The organism is Lysinibacillus sp. JK80 (genome assembly GCF_027557635.1).
Classification (GTDB): Bacteria; Bacillota; Bacilli; order Bacillales_A; family Planococcaceae; genus Lysinibacillus; species Lysinibacillus capsici.
The window spans coordinates 2,094,971-2,118,913 of record NZ_CP058997.1 but is presented as its reverse complement, the minus strand read 5'-3'; the positions used below and the strand labels follow the sequence as shown (position 1 = coordinate 2,118,913).

At 37.8% G+C, this 23,943-nt stretch carries 22 protein-coding genes, 1 pseudogene and 1 other annotated feature; all 23 genes and pseudogenes read left to right on the top strand.

The features are described from left to right. Positions 1–45 precede the first annotated feature (45 nt). Positions 46–996, top strand: coding sequence for a 16S rRNA (cytosine(1402)-N(4))-methyltransferase RsmH (rsmH, locus tag HXV90_RS11055; RefSeq protein WP_112117457.1), 951 nt, complete (start codon positions 46–48; stop codon positions 994–996). Continuing rightward, positions 997–1,368: a cell division protein FtsL gene (gene ftsL, locus HXV90_RS11050; RefSeq protein WP_004224836.1), complete on the top strand. Its 372-nt coding sequence runs from the start codon at positions 997–999 to the stop codon at positions 1,366–1,368. Next, positions 1,365–3,587, top strand: coding sequence for a penicillin-binding protein (locus HXV90_RS11045; protein WP_269898951.1), 2,223 nt, complete (start codon positions 1,365–1,367; stop codon positions 3,585–3,587). The genes ftsL and HXV90_RS11045 overlap by 4 nt, the downstream gene beginning before the upstream one ends. Positions 3,588–3,644: 57 nt before the next feature. Then, positions 3,645–5,561, top strand: a complete 1,917-nt coding sequence (locus tag HXV90_RS11040) for a stage V sporulation protein D (protein WP_269898950.1) — start codon at positions 3,645–3,647, stop codon at positions 5,559–5,561. Between the two features lie 125 nt (positions 5,562–5,686). After that, entirely contained in the window at positions 5,687–6,658 is a 972-nt protein-coding gene (gene mraY / locus HXV90_RS11035; protein ID WP_048394663.1) for a phospho-N-acetylmuramoyl-pentapeptide-transferase, read from the top strand. Continuing rightward, a complete protein-coding gene (murD, locus tag HXV90_RS11030) occupies positions 6,658–8,007 on the top strand; it encodes a UDP-N-acetylmuramoyl-L-alanine--D-glutamate ligase (protein WP_269898949.1) in 1,350 nt (449 codons plus the stop codon). The genes mraY and murD overlap by 1 nt, the downstream gene beginning before the upstream one ends. A gap of 40 nt (positions 8,008–8,047) precedes the next feature. Then, complete coding sequence (gene ftsW, locus HXV90_RS11025) at positions 8,048–9,127, top strand: putative lipid II flippase FtsW (RefSeq protein WP_048394659.1); 1,080 nt, start codon at positions 8,048–8,050, stop codon at positions 9,125–9,127. A 21-nt stretch (positions 9,128–9,148) separates the two neighbouring features. After that, on the top strand, positions 9,149–9,982 hold the full coding sequence (locus tag HXV90_RS11020) for a cell division protein FtsQ/DivIB (protein WP_048394656.1): 834 nt from the start codon (positions 9,149–9,151) through the stop codon (positions 9,980–9,982). Continuing rightward, a complete protein-coding gene (locus HXV90_RS11015; protein WP_048394654.1) occupies positions 9,960–10,688 on the top strand; it encodes a DUF881 domain-containing protein in 729 nt (242 codons plus the stop codon). Before HXV90_RS11020 ends, HXV90_RS11015 begins: the two co-directional genes overlap by 23 nt. A 123-nt stretch (positions 10,689–10,811) precedes the next feature. Next, entirely contained in the window at positions 10,812–11,531 is a 720-nt protein-coding gene (locus tag HXV90_RS11010; RefSeq protein ID WP_036077135.1) for a DUF881 domain-containing protein, read from the top strand. A gap of 3 nt (positions 11,532–11,534) precedes the next feature. After that, complete coding sequence (locus HXV90_RS11005) at positions 11,535–11,906, top strand: small basic family protein (RefSeq protein WP_048394651.1); 372 nt, start codon at positions 11,535–11,537, stop codon at positions 11,904–11,906. 95 nt (positions 11,907–12,001) lie between these two features. Continuing rightward, positions 12,002–13,285, top strand: a complete 1,284-nt coding sequence (gene ftsA, locus HXV90_RS11000) for a cell division protein FtsA (protein ID WP_004224856.1) — start codon at positions 12,002–12,004, stop codon at positions 13,283–13,285. Between the two features lie 53 nt (positions 13,286–13,338). Then, positions 13,339–14,496, top strand: a complete 1,158-nt coding sequence (gene ftsZ / locus HXV90_RS10995) for a cell division protein FtsZ (RefSeq protein ID WP_004224858.1) — start codon at positions 13,339–13,341, stop codon at positions 14,494–14,496. 182 nt (positions 14,497–14,678) lie between these two features. Then, on the top strand, positions 14,679–15,512 hold the full coding sequence (locus HXV90_RS10990; RefSeq protein ID WP_054549862.1) for a sigma-E processing peptidase SpoIIGA: 834 nt from the start codon (positions 14,679–14,681) through the stop codon (positions 15,510–15,512). Positions 15,513–15,525: 13 nt separating this feature from the next. Continuing rightward, positions 15,526–16,233, top strand: a complete 708-nt coding sequence (gene sigE / locus HXV90_RS10985) for an RNA polymerase sporulation sigma factor SigE (RefSeq protein ID WP_009373518.1) — start codon at positions 15,526–15,528, stop codon at positions 16,231–16,233. 114 nt (positions 16,234–16,347) lie between these two features. Beyond that, on the top strand, positions 16,348–17,121 hold the full coding sequence (sigG, locus tag HXV90_RS10980; RefSeq protein WP_004227313.1) for an RNA polymerase sporulation sigma factor SigG: 774 nt from the start codon (positions 16,348–16,350) through the stop codon (positions 17,119–17,121). A 131-nt stretch (positions 17,122–17,252) separates the two neighbouring features. Beyond that, positions 17,253–17,495: a PRC-barrel domain-containing protein gene (locus HXV90_RS10975; RefSeq protein WP_225340754.1), complete on the top strand. Its 243-nt coding sequence runs from the start codon at positions 17,253–17,255 to the stop codon at positions 17,493–17,495. 119 nt (positions 17,496–17,614) lie between these two features. Next, complete coding sequence (locus tag HXV90_RS10970; RefSeq protein WP_333474123.1) at positions 17,615–18,319, top strand: YggS family pyridoxal phosphate-dependent enzyme; 705 nt, start codon at positions 17,615–17,617, stop codon at positions 18,317–18,319. Further along, positions 18,303–18,800, top strand: a complete 498-nt coding sequence (locus HXV90_RS10965) for a cell division protein SepF (RefSeq protein ID WP_004227319.1) — start codon at positions 18,303–18,305, stop codon at positions 18,798–18,800. The genes HXV90_RS10970 and HXV90_RS10965 overlap by 17 nt, the downstream gene beginning before the upstream one ends. Positions 18,801–18,820: 20 nt before the next feature. After that, the gene (locus HXV90_RS10960) at positions 18,821–19,102 is read left to right on the top strand and encodes a YggT family protein (RefSeq protein ID WP_004227322.1); all 282 of its coding nucleotides are present in this window, start codon (positions 18,821–18,823) and stop codon (positions 19,100–19,102) included. 170 nt (positions 19,103–19,272) lie between these two features. Further along, positions 19,273–20,061 (top strand): YlmH family RNA-binding protein, encoded by a 789-nt coding sequence (locus HXV90_RS10955; protein ID WP_004227327.1) that lies wholly within the window; start codon positions 19,273–19,275, stop codon positions 20,059–20,061. Positions 20,062–20,156: 95 nt separating this feature from the next. Beyond that, positions 20,157–20,680: pseudogene (locus tag HXV90_RS10950) on the top strand (DivIVA domain-containing protein). A 96-nt stretch (positions 20,681–20,776) separates the two neighbouring features. Next, positions 20,777–21,000, top strand: a binding site (T-box leader). A gap of 112 nt (positions 21,001–21,112) precedes the next feature. Beyond that, complete coding sequence (gene ileS, locus HXV90_RS10945; protein WP_269898947.1) at positions 21,113–23,881, top strand: isoleucine--tRNA ligase; 2,769 nt, start codon at positions 21,113–21,115, stop codon at positions 23,879–23,881. Positions 23,882–23,943 lie beyond the last annotated feature (62 nt).

Below are 23,943 nucleotides of genomic sequence, written 5' to 3'. Positions count from 1 at the left end.
AACGTGATAGTTGAATGAGGTTAAGGCCTGAGAGGAGCGAGTGGTATGTTCGATCATACAACCGTGTTATTAAAAGAAACTGTTGATGGGTTGAACATAGATCCTGATGGTGTATATGTGGACTGTACACTAGGTGGTGCGGGACACAGTGAATATCTAGTACAACAATTATCAGATAAAGGCCGCTTAATTTGTTTTGATCAAGATATGACGGCTATTGAAAATGCGAAAATTCGATTAGCACCTTATTTAGAGCGTGTTACATTTATCCATTCGAATTTCCGTTACTTAAAAGAAGAACTATTAGCTCATGGCATTAAGCAGGTTGATGGTATTTTATATGACTTAGGCGTATCTTCTCCACAATTAGATACACCTGAGAGAGGCTTTAGTTATCACCACGATGCACCACTTGATATGCGTATGGATCAAACTGCAACTCTGACAGCATCAGATGTTGTTAATCAATGGGCATACGAAGATCTTGTTCGTATATTTTTCCGTTATGGAGAAGAAAAGTTTTCTAAACAAGTTGCCCGTAAAATTGAAGAGGCTCGAAAAACAGCACCGATTGAAACAACTGGTCAACTTGTAGAATTAATTAAAGAGGGTATTCCAGCAGCGGCACGCCGAAAAGGTGGACATCCGGCAAAGCGCATTTTCCAAGCAATAAGAATTGCTGTTAATGATGAGCTAGGCGCAGCAGAGGATTCATTAGTCGATGCGATTGATATGATTAACGTAGGGGGGCGCATTAGTGTCATTACGTTCCATTCATTGGAGGACCGCCTATGCAAGACAATCTTTAAGGAAGCGTCATCATTACCGGAATTACCGCCAAATTTACCTGTAATTCCTGATGACATGAAGCCAACTTTAAAGCTTATTACGCGAAAGCCTATTATTCCTTCTGATGAAGAATTGGCAGTTAATAATCGTGCGCGTTCAGCGAAGCTTAGAGTGGTGGAGAAAATTAACGACAAAGGGCGTGAGTAAATGGCAGCAGTTCGTGTAAGGCAACAGCACCAACATCAACAAGTGCAACAACCGATAACACCACCTAGTCCACAACCCACTATCATACGTCGTAAAAAAACGAACCAGAAGTTTGAAAAGACAATGCTAATTGTTTTAATTGGCATTATTGCTGTACTAGGAATTCTTGTATTAAATAAACAAGCAGCGATTCAAACAACAAGTATAGACATTCAAAAAATCGAATCAGAAGCAGAAGAGATTGCGAAACAGAATGTTGACTTAACGGTTCGTGTAAGTGAACTTTCTACATACGAAAACATATGGAAAAAAGCCAAAGAACTCGGTTTAACTCAAAATGAGAAAAATGTAAAGGTAGTGCCGGGAGAATGAAAAAAAAGAGATTTCGATTCCAATGGGGAGCCTTTCTATTATTAATTTTTTATGGAGGGCTCTTTTTTCTATTATTCACAAGAATGGTGACATTACAGGCTACAGGTGAAGTGGAAGGACAAGAGCTTGCAGCGAGAGCAGCAGCTAAGTATGGTAAGGAAAGTGTAATTACAGCTAATCGTGGGAAGATTTATGATCAAAATGGACAAGTAATTGCAGAGGATACATTGAGTTATCGCATGATTGCCATTGTAAGCGAAAAGGCTACAACAGATCCAAAGAATCCTCGTCATGTAGTGGATTCGGAGAAAACGGCAAAAGTACTAGCGAAATATATTCCAGCGATGAAGGAAAAGGAAGACGAGATTGTTAAAAAATTGAACAATCGATATAGAAGTGATGGTGAACCTTTATATCAAGTTGAGTTTGGTAGCGCAGGCCGTGGCATTAGTCACGAGGTCATGAGTAAAATAAAGGAAGAAAAATTACCAGGAATTCTCTTTGTGAGTGACTTAAAACGGTATTATCCAAATGGTGTATTTGCCTCGCATTTAATTGGCTATGCTCTCAAAAAAGATAATGAAGATGGCACGGTTACAACCAAGGGAGAAATGGGTCTAGAATATACGTATGATAAAGAATTAACAGGCGTTAATGGCAAGGTGGAATATGAGACAGATGCTTTCCGCTATTTGCTTCCAAACAGTGAGAAAATGATTACACCTGCAAAAAATGGGGACGACATTTATTTAACACTTGATAAAACAATCCAAAGCTTCTTAGAGGAAGCAATGACAAAGGTTGAACAGGAATATAATCCTGAGTCCATGACCGCGGTAGTAGCAGATCCGAAGACTGGAAAGATTTTAGCAATGTCACAGCGTCCTACATTTAACCCAGAAACACGTGAAAGTCAAAATATGAAGTGGCTGAATGAGGTGATTGAGGAGACAATTGAGCCTGGCTCGACGATGAAAACTTTCACGCTTGCTTCAGCTATCGATACGGGAAAATGGACACCGAATGATTGGTTTATGTCAGGTTCATATACAGTATTTGACCGTACGATTCGAGATCACAATAGATATGGTTGGGGTCCAATCACTTATTTAGAAGGTTTTCAACGCTCTGCCAATACTGGTATGGCCCATTTATTAACTAAGATTGGCGATGACGTATTTATTGATTATCTGGATCGCTTTGGTTTTGGGCATAAAACGGGAATTGATTTACCGAATGAAGCAGCAGGTACTATTTTATCGAAGTACCCTATTCAACGAGTAACAACAACTTACGGCCAAGGTTCAACAGTAACACCTATTCAGTTAATCCAAGCGATGACTGCTATTGCGAATGATGGCAAGATGATGCAACCGTATGTTATCGACCGTATTGTTGATTCTTCTACAGGGAAAATTATTCAAAATCATGAGCCTGTTGAAAAAGGACAGCCGATTAAAACTGATACAGCGAAACAAGTACGAGAAATCCTAGCTTCAACATTAACATCAAAACATGGGACAGCGAAGGATTTTATATTGGAGGATTATGAGGTTGCAGGGAAAACGGGGACTGCCCAAATTCCGAAAGCTAGTGGTGGATATCTTTCAAACCAATACCTTTATTCATTTTTAGGTTTGGCTCCTGTAGATGATCCACAGCTAATTGTATATGTCTCAGTGAAAAAACCTAAGCTGAACAATGAGCTTGGATCTGTACCAGTATCAAAAGTCTTTAATCCAGTTATGTTAAATAGCTTAAAGCACCTTAATATCAACCCAGACGATGTTCAACATGTCAATAAAGTCAGTATTCAGGACTTTACAGGTCAAAGTGCTGAAGCGGTTGAAGTAGAATTAGCCAATGATGGTTTACAACCAATTGTTGTTGGTAGTGGTGGTAAAATTATTGAACAATATCCAACGAACACTCAAAAGCTGGTAAAAGGTAGTTTTGTATTTTTAAAGACAGATGGCGAGGTAACATTGCCTGACTTTACGAATTGGTCATTACGTAATTTACTAGTCTTCAAATCTATGACTGGACTAGAGATGGAAATATTCGGCGAAGGTTTTGTAGCAAGTCAAAGCGTTTCAGCTGGAACCGTCATCACTGATAGTTCCCCGATTGTTGTTAAGCTCAAAACACCTGCTGAAAGCTTTGTACAAGACGTTGAAGCTGCCTCTGAGGGTGAAGTTGAAGAAGTAGAGGATGAATAATACTGAATAGAAGTCCACTTTATTTCATACGTTGTAAAAAACAAGGTGTGATGTCGAATGAAGTGGATTTCTATCCATTCTAAAAAGCGTTTACGTATTTTATATGTGTTGTTTATGTGTGTAGCAGTGGCAATTGTTGTTAGGTTGTTCTTTTTGCAAGTGTTAGATCAAAAAGAATTGACTACTAAGGCAGAGGAGAACTGGGACAGGGAAATTCCATTTGCGAATGAACGAGGGCATATAACAGATCGAGATGGAGAGAGTATTGTAACTAATAAGCTAGCGCCTACTTTATATTTCATGCCTTCACAAAGTGATGATATTGAAGGAGCTGCTGAAAAAATTGCCCAGGTTCTAGAAGTGGATAAAGCGAAGCTATTAGAGAAAATGCAAAAAAAAGCGTACTTAGTGAAACTAGCACCTGAAGGCAAAAATATACCTTATGAAAAAGCAGTAGAATTACAAGGCATGCAAATTGAAGGATTGTATAGTGGTGTTGATTATTCTAGGGATTATCCTTATGGCACGCTATTATCTCGATTTTTAGGTTTTACGGGGTATGATGCCCAAGGATTAGCTGGGATTGAATATGAATATGATAAATTTCTGCAGGCTAATTCTTCTGCTATCCGTCTCTTTACAGATGCAAAAGGTAATAATTTGCCTAATGTTTCAAGTGCTTGGAAAGCAGGAGAAGATGGTGCTACGATTGAGCTAACAATTGACGTTGATGTACAGCAAGTCGTAGAGCGCGAAATATCGCAAGCAATGAAGCGCTATGAAGCTGACCAAGCACTAGCGATTGCGATGAATCCAAACACTGGCGAAATTTTGGCATTAGCCTCTTATCCTACTTTCCACCCAGCGGAATATCAATTAGTAGAGCCAGCCATCTACAATCGAAATTTACCTGTATGGATGACGTATGAGCCCGGTTCTACTTTTAAAATTATTACCCTTAGTGCTGCGTTGGAAGAAAACTTAGTGGATTTGGAGCATGAAACCTTTTATGATCCAGGTTATACGATGGTGGCGGGAGCAAAGCTTCGCTGTTGGAAACGTGAAGGACATGGGCATGAAACCTTTTTAGAGGTGGTTGAGAACTCCTGTAACCCAGGCTTTATAGAATTAGGTCAGCGTCTAGGCAATGAGCGATTACTACAATATATTAAAGACTTTGGTTTTGGAAAAAAGACAGGGTCTAATATAGCTGGTGAAGCATCGGGTATTTTATTTTCCAAGGATGCCTTTGGTCCTGTTGAGCAGGCCACCACTTCATTTGGGCAAGGGGTAGCCGTGACACCTATTCAACAAGTTCAAGCAGTAGCTGCTGCCATAAATGGAGGCAAGCTTTATACGCCATATGTTGTGAAAAAGGTATTTAATCCAAATACAGGTGAAGTCATACAAGAAACGCAACCAGTTGTTAAAAATCAGGTAATTCGTGAAGAAACCTCTGCTAAGGTTCGTGGTGCTTTGGAATCAGTAGTAGCGAATGGTTCAGGTCGACAAGCCTTTCGAGATGGACTGCGAATTGGTGGTAAAACTGGAACAGCGCAAAAAGTTGAAAATGGCCGTTATAAAAGTGGAGAGTACATCGTATCCTTTATTGGCTTTGCACCAGCAGACAATCCGCAAATTATTGTCTATGTAGCTGTTGACAATCCGAAAAAGACAACCCAGTTTGGTGGTGTTGTAGCAGCACCTATAGTGGGGCAAATTATTGAGGATGTTGCGCCTTTTGTAGGTATTGAAAAATCGAAGGAACAACTGGAAAAGGATTATCGTTATGGTGACCCAATTACTGTGAAGGTACCGAATTTTATTGGTCAAACAAAGGATGATATTGCCAAGCAATTTTATCCATTCCGTATTGAATGGCATGGAGAAGGGACTAAAATTGGTAATCAATTGCCTGAAGTGGATAGTGTTATCAAACAAGATGGTACCATTCATTTATATTTGGAGAACTAAAATAACTTTACCTTTAAAAAATGGGAAAGAACCACTATTATTATGAAGGGTAGTAATAATAAAATGAAAGTTAATGCTTTTTTCTTAAAGAAGAAAGTGAAACAAGATTTAAAGGAGATTTTTCAATGAAACTCGCAACAACACTTACCATTTTAGCTCTTGCTTTTATAGTAACAGTTATCCTGGCACCAATTAGTATTCCACTTCTTCGTCGTCTAAAGTTTGGGCAAAGTATTCGAGAAGAGGGACCAAAATCACATATGAAAAAAGCTGGTACACCAACAATGGGGGGAATCATTTTCTTAATATCCATCCTCGTAACAACTGTTGGTGTAGGTAGCTTTTTAGATTTATTAACGACACAGACCGTAGTACTTTTATTAGTATTAGCAGGATTCGGCTTAATAGGTTTATTAGATGATGGTTTAAAGGTTGTATTTAAAAGAAATTTAGGTTTAACCTCTCTTCAAAAATTGATTGGTCAAATTGTTATTGCTATTCTTGCGTATTTCCTTCTACATGTAGGATCGTTTGATACAACGTTAGCTATTCCATTTACGGAGTGGACTATTGATCTAGATGTATTCTATGTAGCCTTTTTAATTTTTTGGTTAGTAGGCTTCTCCAATGCAGTGAATTTGACAGATGGACTAGACGGGCTAGTGGCGGGTACTGCCTCCATTGCCTTTGCAGCATTTGGTGTTATTGCGCTATTCCAAAGTCAGGCAGATATTGCACTATTTTCGTTTGCTGTAACAGGTGCTTTATTAGGCTTTTTATTATTTAATGCAAATCCTGCAAAGGTATTTATGGGGGATACGGGGTCATTAGCATTAGGTGGAGCATTAGCTATGGTATCTGTCTTAGTAAAAGAAGAATTCTTGCTTTTACTAGTTGGCTTAGTGTTTGTGATCGAAACACTTTCCGTTATTTTGCAGGTAGGTAGCTTTAAGCTTCGAAAAAAGCGTATTTTTAAAATGAGCCCTATTCATCATCATTTTGAATTATCCGGTTGGTCAGAATGGAAAGTAGTGCTTGTCTTCTGGTCAACTGCCTTAGCAGTAGCATTAATTGCAGTCTTATCGGAGGCGTTCTAATGAAAAACTATACAGATTTACAACATAAAAAAGTACTTGTGTTAGGTCTAGCAAAAAGTGGTGTGGCCGCTGCTGAAATTTTACATGAGCTTGGTGCATTTGTAACAGTAAATGATTCAAAACCATTTGATGAAAGTCCAGATGCACAAGGGCTCTTACAGAAGGGGATTACAGTTATCTGTGGTCGCCATCCTGAAGATTTACTTGATGAAGGCTTTGAGTTAGTGGTAAAAAATCCAGGTATACCTTATAGCAATCGAATTGTGGCTGATGCCCTTAGTCGAGAGATTCCAGTCTGGACAGAGATTGAGCTAGCTTTTTTAATTAGTGATGCACCATTTATTGGTATAACAGGCTCAAATGGCAAAACAACGACGACAACTTTAATATTCGACATGTTAAGTAACGGAAGTAAAAATCCTTTAATTGCTGGAAATATTGGGACAGTTGCTTGTGGCGTCGCAAAAGAAGCTAATCAAGATGACATCATTGTAACAGAATTGTCTTCTTTCCAATTGATGGGGATTAAAACGTTTAAGCCTAAAATTGCTATTTTGACGAATCTTTATGATGCGCATCTAGACTATCATGGAACATTTAATAACTATGCTGAAGCGAAGTTTGGCGTAACTCGTAATCAAGATGACAGTGATTATTTTATTTATAATGCCGACCAACCGATAGTGGTTGGATATGCAACACAATCTCATGCACAGAAGATTCCATTCAGTTCGAAGGGGCGTACTGCAAATGGAATTAGTGCAGATGATACAACAATTTATTGGCAAGGTGAACCATACATGGATCGCGCGAACATTGCCTTGCCTGGTAAGCATAATTTAGAAAATATCCTAGCAGCCGTGGCAGCTTGTATTTTAGTTGGCTGTGACAAAGAGAAGATGGAAGAGGTTTTAGCGACATTTGGTGGAGTTAGACACCGTACACAATTCGTACGTGAATGGAACGGTCGTAAGATTTACAACGACTCTAAGGCAACCAATTGCTTAGCGACAAAGAGTGCTTTAGATGCTTTCCAAGCTCCTGTCATTTTACTCGCAGGTGGCTTAGATCGTGGACATTCTTTCGAAGAGCTTCGCCCTTGTATGAGTCATGTAAAGGGTGTTGTTGCGTTTGGAGAAACTGGCTTACGATTTGTAGAATTTGCAAAATCGTGTGGTGTCCAACATACCGTCATTGCTCAAAATGTAGAAGATGCTGTTCAATATGCAGCACCGATGTCTGCAGAAGGAGATGTTATTTTACTATCTCCAGCATGTGCAAGTTGGGATCAATATGACAGCTTTGAAATACGTGGAGATGTTTTTATTGATGCTGTAATGAAGCTGTAATGAGCCTGTAACTATTTTAGAATATACTTGACTTGGAAGGATGGCATTACTGAGAGGTAAAGAAAGCTACTTATTGCTCGTCACAACTTTGATGCTATCAATAATCGGCATTATTTTCGTCTATTCTGCAGGTACCTATTGGAGTGCCGTTCATTATAGTGGAAAAATGCCGTTTTATATGAAGCAAAGCGTATACTTTGTGGTAGCCATTGTCGTATTTTTAATCACGATTCGATTAAATATTTTGAGAGAGCAGTCCTTTTGGAAAATGGCCTATATATTTTCGTTAATTTTACTCGTTCTCGTCCTGATTCCTGGTATAGGATTAGTGCGAAATGGTTCGCAAAGCTGGATTGGTGTAGGTCCATTAACAATACAGCCGGCAGAGCTAACGAAAATTACCGTCATTGTGTACTTGAGCCATATATTAGCCCAACATAAAACGGGCACTCCTGTTGTTAACTGGCGACATGGTTTTATCCTGTTACTTCCTGTTGTTCTTATCATGTTGCAGCCGGATTTTGGCTCAGTATTTATTCTCGTTGTATCTGTGTTTTTATTGTTTTTTGTCGCTGGCTATCCTCTAAAATTATACGCCATGATTATGCTAGCTGGTGTCGCTGGATTAGTAGGTCTCATAGCGACAGCGCCATATCGTCTAAAGCGTATAGAAGCATTTCTTGATCCATGGGCTGATCCCTTGGTTAGTGGGTTCCAAGCGGTGCAATCTTTAATGGCTATCGGTCCAGCAGGGATTTTTGGGCATGGCTTTGGACAAAGCCGACAAAAGTTTCTGTATTTACCAGAGCCTCAAAATGATTTTATTTACGCCATTATTTTAGAAGAAGTCGGATTGATTGGTGGCCTCGTTATTTTAGTGCTTTTTGTACTAACGATCTATGCAGGCTATAGATTTGCTGTACAGGCTAAAAACCGAACGTCCTATTATGCGATTATCGGGCTAGTCACAATGCTTATGGTGCAGGCTTTTCTAAATATAGCCGTAGTAATAGGTTTAGTGCCAGTAACGGGTGTTACATTACCTTTTATTAGCTATGGTGGAACATCTTTAGTAACAATGTGGTTAATAATAGGTATTATTTATCAATTAGCGAAATAAATATAAAGGAGGAGTACTTTTATGGAGAAAGTAATTGATATAGAAGAACGCATACCTACGCTAAAAAAGCGACGAAAAAAGCGTACAAACCGGAAATTTATAGTGCTAATATTACTTTTCTTTATTGTGTTAGCAGTACTCCTTTATTTTCAATCTCCATACAGTAACATCAATAAAATCACTGTCAATGGTGCGAAGCTAGCGAATGACCAATATTATTTGGAGGCAAGTACTCTTGCGCCAGGAAAATCAATGTGGAGTTTCAAAGTGGAAGATATTGAACAGATTTTATTAAAGGATAAATGGGTAAAAGAAGTACAGGTTAACCGTAACTGGTTACAAGGCGTAACAATTGATATTAAAGAATGGAAAAAAGTTGCGTACTTAGCTGGGGATGGGACTTATTATCCTTTGCTAGAAAACGGCAAGCGCTTTGAACAAACGGGAAATGATACACCCATTGATGCACCTGTTTTTATCGGGATAACTGGTGAAAAGACAATTAATAAGCTTGTTGAACAGCTAGCACAATTAAAGCCCGAAGTATTAGCTTTAATTTCTCAGGTTAACACGAATAGTAATGAAGCAAATCCAAATGCAGTAAAGCTTTATATGAATGATGGCTACGAAGTACGTGCTGTTATTCAGACACTAGCGGAAAAGTTAAATTACTACCCCTCTATCGTCGCACAAATTGCTAACTTAGAAAAAGGTGTGATTGATTTAGAGGTCGGTTCATACTATCGTCCTTTTAACGAGGAATACAACAAGATTAGTATTGACATGGAAGTAAATGCAGATGGTGAAATGGTTAACCAGGAAGTGACAGAAGATGAACAACAAGAAGACGAATAGCAAAGGTAGTTTTTTTACTAGAAAACAATTCGAATTACTAATTGTTTGTGTAACAACAGGATTTATCATCGGCTATTCATACAACCAGGCGAAAGATAATCGAGAAGCAGGCACTATTAATTCTGAGCTTTTTGAGCAAGAAGATTCTTATCGTGAGGAGCTAATCACTCAACAAGAGCGCAATAAAGAACTTACGGAAGAACTAAATCATTTACAAGAACAAATTCGGAAGTATGAAAAATCCTTTGCTTCAAACGAAAAGGACTACAAGAAGCTTGTTGAGCAAGCAGAAGATTTACGGCTTTTACTCGGTGAACTAAAGAGTGAGGGGAAGGGCATACGCATAACCCTTCAAGATGGAGACTATGATCCAAAATCCTTAAATCCAAATGACTATATTGTCCATGAAAGTCATGTATTTAAATTGTTAAATGAACTAAAAATTTCAGGCGCGCAAGCTATTGCTATTAATGGACAACGTGTATTAGCGAGTTCTTATATTCGCTGTAATGGCCCAGTAATAACAATTGATGGTACACAACATCCAGCTCCGTTTGTAATCGAAGCGGTTGGTGATTCAGATACATTAATAGCTTCTTTAAACTTAAACGGGGGCGTGGTGGATCAATTATTAAATGACAATATTGTTGTGTCACTTGAAGAAAATCAGAAGCTTACCATGCCAAAAGTAAAAATAGAAAGTTAGGACAAGTTCTATACTTTAAACTTCATGTTTAATTTAGCCTTCAGTTATATAGTCGATTGTAGAAAATTATACAATTCAAAGTCGTATTCTGAGGGGCATACGATACGTCTAGGAGGGGCTATTTTGAAAAGAAATATGTACACCCGAATAACGATCGTGCTATTTATTATCGGTTTGATGATAGCGGTACAATACAATACCATACAAAAACCAGCTGAGCGAGATACACGAGATATTTGGGCAATAAGAGAGGAATTAGCACAAGAAAAACAAAGACATTCCGCACTACTGGCAGAAATTCGCTCACTTCATGAAGTAGTGGATCGCTATGAGCAATCTGAAAAAGTAAATCAGCAAGCAGCTTTAAATGAAACATTAAATCGTTTAAAGCTACAAGCAGGATTAACAGAAGTTATAGGGCCAGGTGTTGTACTTCGAGTTGAACCTGCACCTGAACTGATAGAAATGGGCTATGAAATTAAAGAGATTTCACCCGATTTGTTAACTCAATTATTGAATACCCTTTTTAAGAACAATGCTACTAATGTCTCAATTGATGGTAATCGGGTAGTACAAACAACAGCCATACGGGATATTAATGGTAAGACAACAGTAAACAGTATACCACTGTCTTCGCCTTCATTTGAGATATTTGTTGGGACAAGCGATTATAAAGCAGCACAAAAAATGTATAATTCCTTGCAGGCCTCAACATTTATAGACTCATTTTATTTAGACAATTTTAATTTAGTAATTGAAGAACCAATTGAACAGTTACAAATTCCAGCATTTGATCAGCCGTTGACAAATGATTATTTAGCAGAGGTAAAAAAAGGAGATTAATATATGTGGCTACCATTTTTAGGTTTGGTATTTGGACTTGCCCTTGGCTTGTTAACAAATATACAAATCCCCTCTATGTATGAAAATTATCTGTCAATAGCTGTTTTAGCAGCTTTAGATACATTATTTGGAGGTATTCGTGCTCAATTACAGCAAGTTTACGATGATAAAGTTTTTGTATCAGGATTCTTTTTTAATATAGTTCTAGCAGCAGGATTAGCTTTTATAGGAGTGAATTTGGGGATAGATTTGTATTTAGCAGCGATTTTCGCTTTTGGAGTACGTTTATTCCAAAATATAGCAATTATTAGGCGTATATTACTAACTCGGTTAGATGAGAAACGTCACAAGCGGAAAAAAACTTCCATAGAATGAGAGAAAAATTGACCAAAATACTCGATTTGCTTAGACATTATGCCAAATTTACAATAGAATGAAAACAAGAGCATTTTTCAAGGAGGTGCAGCGAATTGAATCAGCAAGATTTATACATTTCCCTTGATATTGGGTCCTCCTCTGTCAAGGTATTAATAGGTGAAATGAGTGACGGGCAATTACATGTAATTGGCGTCGGAAATGTAAAGTCGAATGGAGTTCGAAAAGGTGCAATTGTTGATATTGATGCAACAGTACAATCTATTCGAAAAGCAATAGAACAGGCCGAACGAATGACTGGTTATCAAATCCATGAAGTCGTTTTAGGCGTTCCAGCTAACCAGACGATGTTACAGCTAGTTAAAGGTGTTGTCGCTGTAAATAGTGAAAATAGAGAAATTACAGATGATGATTTAGACAGAGTGGTAGAATCTGCACAAGTCATGTCAATACCTCCTGAACGTGAATTAGTTAACATCATTCCAAGACAGTTTATTGTGGACAACCTTGATGAAATTAAAGATCCTCGTGGTATGATTGGCATCCGTCTTGAAATGGATGCAACAATGATAACGACATCCAAAACGCTTTTACACAATGTTCTTCGCTGTGTTGAGCGAGCGGGTTTAAGTATACGAGAAATATATTTGCAGCCATTAGCATCAGGCTACTTTGCATTAACAGAAGATGAAAAAAACCAAGGAACTGCCTTTATTGACTTAGGTGGCGGATCTACAACAATTGCAGTTTTTGAAGAGGGATTATTAACGCATACGGGTGTCATACCAGTTGGTGGTGATCATATAACGAAAGATATTTCAATCGTTTTAAAAACACCAACAGAACAAGCAGAACAAATTAAACACCAGTTTGGACACGCCTTTTATGATGACGCATCAGATGACGAACTCTTTGAAGTGCCTGTCGTGGGTACAGATTCTACTGATCAGTACAGCCAACGTTATATATCGGAGATTATCGGTGCTAGATTAGAAGAATTACTAGAGTTAGTTATAGATGAATTAGCACGTTTAGGTGTTAGAGATTTACCAGGCGGTGTAGTTTTAACTGGTGGTGTTGCAAAGCTTGAGGGGATTGCCCAATTAGCACGTCAAATTCTACAAACGCGTGTTAGAATCTATACACCCGATTATATCGGTGTTAGAGAGCCTTCATTTGCGACGGCAGTTGGACTTATTCGTTACGCCTATTTAGAAGATGATTTTTACGGTAAAAGTACGAATACGCAGCCTGTTGAATATGCAGTTGTAGGGGCTCAACCAGCTATAAGCAAAAAGCAAGAGTATTCTGCACCTTCAGAACCAAAAGAAAGCGTAATTGGGAGAGCAAAAAAATTATTTGATAAGTTTTTTGATTAACTAGAATGCGTAATGAATGATACAGAGTCGAGTTACCGTGGGAGGAAAAAGAGATGTTAGAATTTGATACAAGTGTTGATGAACTTGCAGTAATAAAGGTCATAGGTGTTGGTGGCGGCGGTAACAACGCTGTCAATCGAATGATAGAACATGGTGTACAAGGTGTTGACTTTATCGCAGTTAACACGGATGCTCAGGCATTAAATTTATCCAAAGCGGAAGTAAGGCTACAAATTGGGGCTAAATTAACGCGTGGATTAGGTGCAGGTGCAAATCCAGAAGTAGGAAAAAAAGCTGCTGAAGAGAGCAGAGAACAGCTAGAAGAGGTTTTAAGAGGCGCCGATATGGTATTCGTGACTGCTGGTATGGGCGGTGGAACGGGTACTGGGGCAGCTCCAGTGATTGCACAAATTGCACGTGAATTGGGAGCCCTAACAGTAGGTGTTGTCACACGTCCATTTACTTTTGAAGGTCGTAAACGTCAAACACAAGCAATCGGTGGAATTGGCGGTATGAAAGAAGCAGTAGATACACTGATTGTGATACCAAACGACAAGCTACTACAAATAGTTGATAAATCAACACCAATGTTAGAAGCCTTTAGAGAAGCCGATAATGTATTACGTCAAGGTGTACAAGGTATTTCAGATTTAATTGCTACACCTGGTCTTATTAACTTAGACTTTGCAGACGTGAAAACGATTATGTCCAACAAAGGTTCAGCCTTAATGGGAATTGGTATTGCAACAGGTGAAAACAGAGCTTCTGAGGCTGCAAAGAAAGCTATTTCAAGTCCATTGCTTGAATCATCCATTGATGGTGCTAAAGGTGTCCTTATGAACATTACAGGTGGTTCAAATCTTAGCTTATTTGAAGTACAAGAAGCAGCAGATATCGTAGCTTCTGCATCAGATGAAGAGGTAAATATGATTTTCGGTTCTGTAATTAATGAAAATCTTAAAGATGAAATCATTGTTACAGTTATTGCGACAGGCTTCACAGAGGAAGCTTTACAGCAACAACGACCTACAGCAAAACCGACACTTAATATGAACAGACAATCTGCTCCACAGCAACAAGCACCTATTCGTGAACAACGACAAGAAATGCATGTTCAACATGAGCAGCCACGTCAAAATCAGCAAAATTATGCACAGGATGACATGCTTGAGGTTCCGGCATTTTTACGTAACCGCAAAAATCGTGGTTAATTAACTTATAAAAAGCTCGTATTTTACATATGTAAAATACGAGCTTTTTATATTGTCTGCCATGATGTTCAAATGTGTAAGGAAACCATGTTTTTTGTCAAAACATTTTTAGGAAATGATGCGATTGTTTGACAATATTTGTGGGAGTAACGTGCTAACTTTGTAAGTAGGAGGCGGCTGTTATGTATGGAGAATGGCTGGTGCTCATTAATACGCTTTTTAATCTAGCGATACTCACGTTTACGGCAAGAGTAACAGGAGTCCTTGTAAAAAATTCAAGATTATTAATGAGTTCTATTTGTAGTAGTTTTGTAGCTGTCATTGGCGGTCAAATGCTGTGGACGACAATTCTTAGTTTTATATTGTTAATTGGTATAGCGTTTCACTTTAAGATTCGAAGCTTTCAGAAGCAAGGACCTATTGTGTTAACAGCAACGATCGTTATTGGCGGATTGTTAACAGCACTACAACCTTTTTTAAAAAATCTTTCTTCCACCCATTTCATTATGATTTGCTTTTTGCTTGCAGTTTTAAATCTTATTGCATTTTATAAGCAATGGGGTTTTGTAAAATTAGAACGCTTAAGTGGTCAATTTGTATTTGATACAACTTTAACAATCTTTGGGGCAAAGATACCACTTTCTGCCTTTGTAGATACAGGAAATCAAGCCATTGAGCCATTATCAGGAAAGCCGGTTCATTTTGTTTCCTATACTGCTTTGAGACCACATTTACCTTCAGCGTTCCGGGAATCATTAATGGAATGGCAAGAAACAGATCCGTACAATGTATCTATGTTTTCAGAAGATTATCAGCGTTATATACGATTTATTCATGTCAATACAGTACAGCAGCAAACCGTTGTCCTTGGTTTTCGCTTTGATGAGTGGCATATAAAGGGGGAGCCTTCGCAAGTGAAAATGAATGAATATATCGTATTAACCAAAAAAGCTAAAAATTTTCCACATAGCACAGCAGCAATTTTACATTTTTCAGCGCTTTCAAATAACTCATAGAGGGGGAGAACTATTGCTTCTTAGGCTACTTGCTAGCTTGAAAAAATTATGGAGTAAGTTTCGGAGTCGTGAAACGTACTATATAGGGGGAAATGATTCATTGCCAGTGCCATTAAGTCGAGAAGAAGAAGTTACAGTCATTGCATCCTTTATGAATGGTGATTTACGAGCTAGAGACACACTAATTGAACGTAATTTACGTCTTGTTGTTTATATTGCTAGACGTTTTGATAATACGGGAACGCCAATCGAAGACTTAATCAGTATTGGCTCCATTGGTTTAATAAAAGCAATTGAGACGTTCAATACGGATAAAAATATTAAGCTTGCAACATACGCATCACGCTGTATTGAAAATGAAATTTTAATGCATTTACGAAAAACAAGTCGTATGAAGGGTGAAGTATCCTTAGATGAGCCACTAAATTCTGATGCAGATGGAAATGAATTATTACTGTCAGATATTTTAGGAACAGAAGAGCATATTATTTTAGATAATGTGGAGAAAAAAATTGAACGTCAGCATATGTTCCACGCTATTAATTTACTAGGTGCGCGTGAACGTTATATTATGGAATGTCGCTTTGGTCTCAATGGAAAAGTTGAAATGACACAAAAAGAAGTTGCAGATCATTTAGGCATATCGCAATCATATATTTCCCGTTTAGAAAAGAAAATTATTCAAGATTTACGTGAAAATTTAAATCAACCAATTTCTTAGAAAGGGAAATTTATCCTACCTAAAATTGGTCGCAGCTTTTGTGCATATTCTTGTTTCTCTCGGACAAACTGATGTCACGGTTTAGTCAGAGAATAACATCCGGAGGAATCGAATATGCGAACAAAAGTAGATCTTTGCGGCTTAGATACATCGACTTTGCCAATTCTAAAGCACGAGGAAATGAAGGAACTCTTTATCCGATTACAAGCTGGAGAAACAGAGATTAGAGAAGAGCTTGTGATGTGCAATTTAAGGTTAGTGCTTAGTATTGTCGGTAGATTTGCCTATAGAGGTGAACAGGCAGATGATTTATTTCAAGTAGGCTGTATTGGCCTCATGAAAGCCATTGATCATTTTGATTTAAAGCATAATGTACGATTTTCGACATATGCTGTACCAATGATTATTGGTGAAATTCGTCGCCATCTGCGTGATCATCATGCATTACGTGTATCTCGCTCTCTAAGAGATATAGCTTATAAGGCAATGCAGGCAAAAGAGCAATGGATAACCGATAATTTGCGAGAACCAACGATTGAAGAAATTGCCGAGATGATTGACATGAAAAAGGAAGACGTTTTATTTGCTTTAGATGCCATTCAAGATCCAGTTTCATTACAGGAACCCATTTATTCAGATGGCGGAGATGCTGTTTATATGATGGACCAATTACGTGATGATGATGTATCAGAAGATCAATGGGTTGCCTATGTGTCGGTAAAGGAAAGCTTGCAAAAGCTAGATGAACGTCAGCAAATGATCGTTGCCAAACGATTTTATTATGGAGAGACCCAAACTGAGATTGCCAAAGAACTTGGGATTTCTCAAGCACAAATTTCACGTCTTGAAAAAAATGCAATTGAAACAATGCAAAAAGATTACAAATAAAAAAATGCGCATCGTATAATTCGGTGCGCATTTTATCTTCATTCAATGAACAAATGATACATAAATATAAAGTAACAGCAAAGTTTGATGGTAGTAGAAATGTTTATACGAAAGTAAACAATAGAGGAGGTATGTCATTGCGTTTTTCGATGTTACAACAAAAAGAAGTCATTGAAGCAGGAAATGGACGATTTATAGGCTTTGTTATAGATGCTGAAGTATCAAAAGAAACAGGCTATGTGACAGCATTTTTGATTGCAGAGCCTCGCAAATATCTTGGTTTTTTTAAAGGTGAAGAGTCTGTGAGAAAAGTGTATATGAAGGATGTGCTTGTTGTTGGTAAGGATGTCATTTTAGTCAAAGCCCTTTCCTAAGACATAGGCACATTAAAATTGTGAGAATTGTATGCTGACATAGGTCAGGCTATTCATTGATAAATCAAGCATTGCTTGTTACAATAAAAGAAACTATTGTTGTAAAGTTGGGAAAAACAGTGACAAAAATCTTAACAAATTTAAACAAGCTAAATGATTTAATAACAGCAGCAGAAAAAAAAGGGAATCGTGAGGGCGAAAAAGTCCAAATAATTGCCGTGACGAAGGAAGTTTCTGTTGAAAGAACACAAGAAGCAATTGAAGCAGGGCTCACTCATTTAGGAGAAAACAGACCAGAGGGCTTACATCGTAAAATTACTGAGATACATGCTAATGTTCATTGGCATTACATTGGGTCGCTTCAAACACGTAAAGTAAAACAAGTGATTAACAGCATTGATTATTTACACTCCTTAGATCGTTTGAGTTTGGCAGAAGAAATTGAAAAAAGAGCCGAAGAACCTGTTAAATGTTTTGTACAAGTAAATATTTCTGGTGAAGAATCAAAACATGGTTTAACTATCGAAGAAGTTTTGCCTTTTGTAGAAGCATTAAAAGGTTTTACTAAGATTCAAGTTGTAGGTTTAATGACTATGGCACCAAACACCGAAAACGAAGCAATTATTCGCTCTGTTTTCAAGCAATTAAAACAATGTCAACAGCAAATAGCCGAGCAAGGATTCGCACACGCACCTTGTACCGAGTTATCAATGGGCATGTCTAATGACTTTGAAATTGCGGTAGAGGAAGGGGCTACTTTTGTTCGAGTCGGAACGGCTCTTGTTGGAAATGAAAGAGGGGAACAGGATGAGCATGAAAAATAAGATTAAAAACTTCTTTTACCTTGAAGAAGAATTAGAAGAAGAAATCACGCAAGCTCCTATTCAGCAACAACAACCCATACAACAACAGCAACCGATTCATTCAGTTAAGCCAAAAAAAATGATGAAAGAACGCAAAGCACCTATTCATGAAATCATGCCACAAAGCACAGCAACTCCTAATAACATTGTCAGTTTGCAGGCAGCTATGAGTTCTAAGGGAGCAAAAGTTGTTTTAATAGAACCGAGAGTTTATGCAGAAGCACAAGATATCGCAGAGCATTTAAAAAATAAACGTGCAACAATTGTCAATTTGCAACGTATCGAAAGAGAACAAGGTAAACGCATTATTGATTTTTTAAGTGGCACAGTCTATGCTCTTGCTGGAGATATTCAACGTATCGGTAAAGATATCTTCCTTTGTACGCCAGATAATGTAGAAGTGACTGGTGAAATTACAAACTTTATTTTAGACGATAATTAATAGCGAGGATTGTAGTTTATATGACTTTTTTTATTATACTTGGTTATGTATCATTAGCATTTAAGATTTACTCATTCATGCTAATTGCATATATCTTAATGTCTTGGGTGCCTGCCGCTCAAAATTCAGCAATTGGTCGCATGCTTGAAAAAGTTTGTGAGCCATATTTAGGGATTTTTAGGAAATTCATTCCGCCTCTTGGTATGATTGATATTTCGCCAATTGTGGCCATCTTTATGCTGAATTTTATAGAAAGAGGGCTTTATATAGTCATTCAGAAAATATATTTTATGTTCGCTTAGAAGTAAATCCTCACGTTTTGGTGGGGATTTTTTATTTATTTTAATTTTCTATGCTACTAAAGCGACTAATAAAAAATTTTAAAACAATGACGTCCAAACGTCATTAATTGGGAATACTAAGTTTCCAACTAACAAAGCAAAATGGAACTAGTGAAAGAGGAGACAACAAGATGGAACACTTAATCCAGCATTTTCGAAAAGATGAACAGCCCTTTATTGAACAGGTAATAAGCTGGCAGCGTGAGGTTGAAGATCGTTATGCGCCTAAGCTGACAGATTTTCTTGATCCAAGACAACGTTTTATTGTGACATCGATTATCGGGCAAAATGATACCCTAAAAACTGCATGCACAGGTTTATTTGAAGAGGCGGAGAGGCAGCGTATGCTTATTTTTCCTACTTACTATGAAGCAATAGAAGAAGACTTTCAGTTAGTGGCCTTTACGATTCAATATCCAGTGAAATTTGTCCAATTACGACATCCTGATGTTTTAGGTGCGTTGCTTTCATTAGGTTTAAACCGTGGCAAATTTGGTGATATTCGTGTAAATGATCAGCAGGTGCAATTCGTTGTAGCTCAAGAGGTAGCAGAATATGTTCGGTTACATTTAACAGGTATTGGTAAAGTTAAGGTGCATATTGAGTCTTTAAAAGAAGCGGATTCCCTTATTGTAAATGAGGAAGAATGGTTGGAGGAATCTCATACAGTATCTTCCATGCGCTTAGATGTAATTATTGCGACTGTATTAAATGTATCACGCCAAAAAGCTCAAGCTTTAATTACTGGGAAAAAAGTTCGTGTAAATTGGACAGAAAGAGATACAGTTGCTTTTGAATTACAAGAGGGAGATATTTTATCGATACGTGGAAGTGGGCGGGTGAAAATTATTATGACTGAAGGCCGAACAAAAAAAGATAAAATCCGTCTTCAAGTCGGTCGATTGGCCCAAAAAAGCTGAAAGTGAAGTAAATTTCATTAATTTTTACTGCTAAGTTGTCGGAACAATTGTATAATAGGAATTACGAATGTACATGTAAAGGAGAGAAGGATTGTATGCCATTATCACCTATTGATATACATAATAAGGAGTTTACAAAAGCCTTCAGAGGTTATGCTGAAGATGAAGTAAATGAATTTTTAGATCAGATTATTAAAGACTATGAAATTCTGCTTCGTGAAAAAAAGAGGTTGATAAGCAATTAGAGATGGCTTTAGAACAAGCGAGACATTTCAACACCTTAGAAGAAACTTTGCAGAAGTCTATTGTCGTTGCACAAGAAGCGGCTGATGAAGTGAGAAGAAATTCTCAAAAAGAGGCAAAGCTCATTGTAAAAGAAGCTGAAAAAAATGCTGATCGAATTGTCAATGAAGCTTTGACGAAGGCTCGTAAGGTGACGATTGAAATTGATGAGCTTAAAAAGCAATCTAAGGTATTTCGTAATCGTTTCAAGATGCTTGTAGAAGCACAGCTGGATTTACTTAATGCAGATGACTGGGATCATTTGCTGCAATATGATATCGATTTAACAGAAATTCAAGCATCTGTTGAAGAAGCACAGGATTCTGAGGATATTTAACTTTTCTTTTTAATTGCTGTAATTGACAAATGAAACTTGACGTGATTGTTTGAATTTCATATACTTTGTAATAGTAATTATTTTGAACAGATATGCATAAAAGCAGAGACGAAGACAGTATTTGTTAGGCGTTGTTAAGCGATTTGGGGACAGTGAGAGCCCAAACATACAACTAGCATTGAACATCACTTCTGAGCTAAATAACTGAAAAAAGTAGGTTATTTCGTGATGCACGACGTTAAACGTGCTTTTAAGAGGTAGTGCAAATTTTTGTACTACAATTAGGGTGGTACCGCGAGTAGAAGCTTCTCGTCCCTTAGTGGGATTGAGGGCTTTTTTTGTTTGTTTCCGAATCGTTTTAGATAATTTTGCCAATAACTGTCTTATGAGAAAAATGTCTACCTGTTTGTGTAAAATAAAGGAGGAATTTTAATGGTTGAATACAAAGATACTTTATTAATGCCAAAAACAGATTTCCCAATGCGTGGAAATTTACCGGCAAATGAGCCAAAAATGCAAGAAAAATGGAGTGGCATGGATATTAACAAATTACAGATGGAGCGTACGGAAGGTCGACCAGAATTTGTTCTACATGATGGTCCTCCCTATGCAAATGGTGATATCCATATAGGCCATGCTCTAAATAAAGTATTGAAGGATATGATTACACGTCATCGTTCCATGACTGGCTACCATGTCAATTATATTCCAGGTTGGGATACACATGGTTTACCAATTGAGCAAGCATTGACTAACAAAGGTGTAAAACGTAAAGAAATGTCAGTAGCAGCATTCCGCCAACTTTGTGAAGAGTATGCTTATGAGCAAATTGACAATCAACGTGCCCAATTCCGCCGTCTAGGCATTCGAGGTGATTGGGAAAATCCATATATTACATTAAAGCCTGAGTTTGAAGCTCGTCAAATTGAAGTATTCGGTAAAATGGCGGAAAAAGGTTATATCTATAAAGGGTTAAAGCCGGTTTATTGGTCTCCTTCTTCTGAATCTGCTTTGGCGGAAGCTGAAATTGAATATAAGGACATCAAATCTCCATCCATTTATGTAAGCTTTGCAATTAAGGATGCGAAGGGTGTTGTTCCAGCAGATGCTAAATTTATCATTTGGACAACAACACCATGGACATTACCAGCAAACTTAGGGATTTCTTTGAATCCTGAATTTATCTATGTAGTAGTTGCAGTGGCTAATAAAAAATTCATCATTGCCAAAGAGTTATTAGAGTCAGTGGCAACTACGCTTGGATGGGTAGACTATGAGGTTGTTCAAGAGGTAAAAGGAGAGGCATTAGATCGTATTGTAGCACAACATCCATTCTACGATCGTGAATCGCTTATTATGGTAGGTGAACACGTAACTGCTGAAGCGGGTACAGGTTGTGTTCATACAGCCCCAGGGCATGGTGAAGACGATTATCATATTGGTAAACAGTATGGTTTAGGTATTCTTAGCCCTCTTGATAATAGTGGCTGCTATACAGATGAAGCACCTGGCTTTGAAGGCGTGTTTTATAATGATGCGAATAAACTCGTCACAGAAAAACTAAAAGAAGTAGGAGCGTTAGAAAAGCTTGATTTCTTTACGCACTCCTATCCACATGACTGGCGTACGAAAAAGCCTGTTATTTATCGTGCGACACCACAATGGTTTGCATCTGTTGAAGCATTCCGTGGGGAGTTATTAGAGGCTGTAAAAGCAACAGCATTTACACCAGCTTGGGGAGAAACTCGTCTTTATAATATGATTCGTGATCGTGGAGACTGGGTAATTTCACGTCAACGTGCGTGGGGTGTGCCGATTCCGATTTTCTATGCTGAAAATGGTGAACCTATTATTACACCTGAAACAATTAGTCATGTCTCAGCATTATTCCGTGAGAATGGATCAAATATTTGGTTCCAAAAAACAGCAAAAGAGTTATTACCAGAAGGCTTTACACATCCAGGTAGCCCGAACGGCGAATTTACAAAAGAAAATGATATTATGGATGTATGGTTTGATTCCGGTTCATCACACCAAGGTGTACTAGTAGAACGTGGTATGAAATATCCAGCTGATCTTTATTTAGAGGGCTCTGACCAACATCGTGGTTGGTTTAATTCCTCTCTTATTACATCTGTAGCTATTAACGGCTATGCACCATACAAAGGACTTTTAACACATGGTTTTGTACTTGATGGTGAAGGACGTAAAATGAGTAAATCTTTAGGGAATGTGATTATTCCGCAAAAAGTAATGGATCAGTATGGAGCAGACATACTTCGTTTATGGGTTGCATCTGTTGATTATACAGCAGATGTGCGCATCTCTATGGATATGTTAAAGCAAGTATCTGAAGTGTATCGTAAAATTCGTAATACTTTCCGTTTCTTACACGGCAATATTGCTGATTTCGATCCTACGAAAGATCGTGTAAGTTATGCTGAGCTTCGTGAAATGGATCAATATGTGTATATGCGCTTACAGGATGTCTTAAAAACTGTGCGTGCTGCCTATGATCGTTATGATTTTGCTGCTGTCTATCATGTAGTCAATAATTTCGTTGCTGTAGAGTTATCTTCATTCTATCTTGATATTGCCAAAGACGTAGTCTATATCGAGGGTCATGACAATAAGGATCGTCGTGCGATGCAAACAGTTATTTATGATACATTGATGACATTAGTAAAAATCATGACACCAATTATCCCACATACAACAGATGAAATGTGGTCTTATCTACATGCTCAAGGTATTGTAGAAGAAGTTTCTGTTCAATTAACAGATTTCCCAGAGGTAGATGTTCAAGCGAATTTTGACAGCCTACGTACAAAATGGGAAAAAATTATTGATGTACGCGATGATATTTTAAAAGCATTAGAGGAAGCACGTAATGCGAAAACAATTGGTAAATCACTTGAAGCAAAAGTCACTGTCTACGCGAAAGAAGATGTTGTCGCATTATTGAACGATGCCAACATTGACTTTGCACAACTTTCCATCGTTTCAGCTTTTGAGGTAGCTGCCATCGAAGAGGCACCTGCTGAAGCTTTAACACTTGAGCATGTTTCCATTGTTGTTGAGAAGGCTACAGGTGAGAAATGCGAGCGTTGCTGGTCAATTTCTGAAACAGTTGGTTCAAATGAAGCACAACCTACAGTATGTGCTCGCTGTGCAGAAGTTGTAGAAAAGTATTACGTTTAATCTATAAATAACAAGAATCTGCATTTAATGTAGAGGATGTGCAAGTCTCCTTGATGGAGGCT

Coding starts and splice junctions, on each gene's coding strand:
- HXV90_RS11015 (WP_048394654.1), top strand. CDS start 9,960: ATGAACAACAAGAAGACGAATAGCAAAGGTAGTTTTTTTACTAGAAAA.
- HXV90_RS10955 (WP_004227327.1), top strand. CDS start 19,273: ATGGAACACTTAATCCAGCATTTTCGAAAAGATGAACAGCCCTTTATT.
- mraY (WP_048394663.1), top strand. CDS start 5,687: ATGAAACTCGCAACAACACTTACCATTTTAGCTCTTGCTTTTATAGTA.
- HXV90_RS11045 (WP_269898951.1), top strand. CDS start 1,365: ATGAAAAAAAAGAGATTTCGATTCCAATGGGGAGCCTTTCTATTATTA.
- HXV90_RS10960 (WP_004227322.1), top strand. CDS start 18,821: ATGACTTTTTTTATTATACTTGGTTATGTATCATTAGCATTTAAGATT.
- ftsL (WP_004224836.1), top strand. CDS start 997: ATGGCAGCAGTTCGTGTAAGGCAACAGCACCAACATCAACAAGTGCAA.
- HXV90_RS11020 (WP_048394656.1), top strand. CDS start 9,149: ATGGAGAAAGTAATTGATATAGAAGAACGCATACCTACGCTAAAAAAG.
- murD (WP_269898949.1), top strand. CDS start 6,658: ATGAAAAACTATACAGATTTACAACATAAAAAAGTACTTGTGTTAGGT.
- rsmH (WP_112117457.1), top strand. CDS start 46: ATGTTCGATCATACAACCGTGTTATTAAAAGAAACTGTTGATGGGTTG.
- HXV90_RS10975 (WP_225340754.1), top strand. CDS start 17,253: ATGTCATTGCGTTTTTCGATGTTACAACAAAAAGAAGTCATTGAAGCA.
- sigG (WP_004227313.1), top strand. CDS start 16,348: ATGCGAACAAAAGTAGATCTTTGCGGCTTAGATACATCGACTTTGCCA.
- HXV90_RS10990 (WP_054549862.1), top strand. CDS start 14,679: ATGTATGGAGAATGGCTGGTGCTCATTAATACGCTTTTTAATCTAGCG.
- HXV90_RS10965 (WP_004227319.1), top strand. CDS start 18,303: ATGAGCATGAAAAATAAGATTAAAAACTTCTTTTACCTTGAAGAAGAA.
- ftsW (WP_048394659.1), top strand. CDS start 8,048: ATGGCATTACTGAGAGGTAAAGAAAGCTACTTATTGCTCGTCACAACT.
- ileS (WP_269898947.1), top strand. CDS start 21,113: ATGGTTGAATACAAAGATACTTTATTAATGCCAAAAACAGATTTCCCA.
- HXV90_RS11005 (WP_048394651.1), top strand. CDS start 11,535: ATGTGGCTACCATTTTTAGGTTTGGTATTTGGACTTGCCCTTGGCTTG.
- ftsZ (WP_004224858.1), top strand. CDS start 13,339: ATGTTAGAATTTGATACAAGTGTTGATGAACTTGCAGTAATAAAGGTC.
- HXV90_RS11040 (WP_269898950.1), top strand. CDS start 3,645: ATGAAGTGGATTTCTATCCATTCTAAAAAGCGTTTACGTATTTTATAT.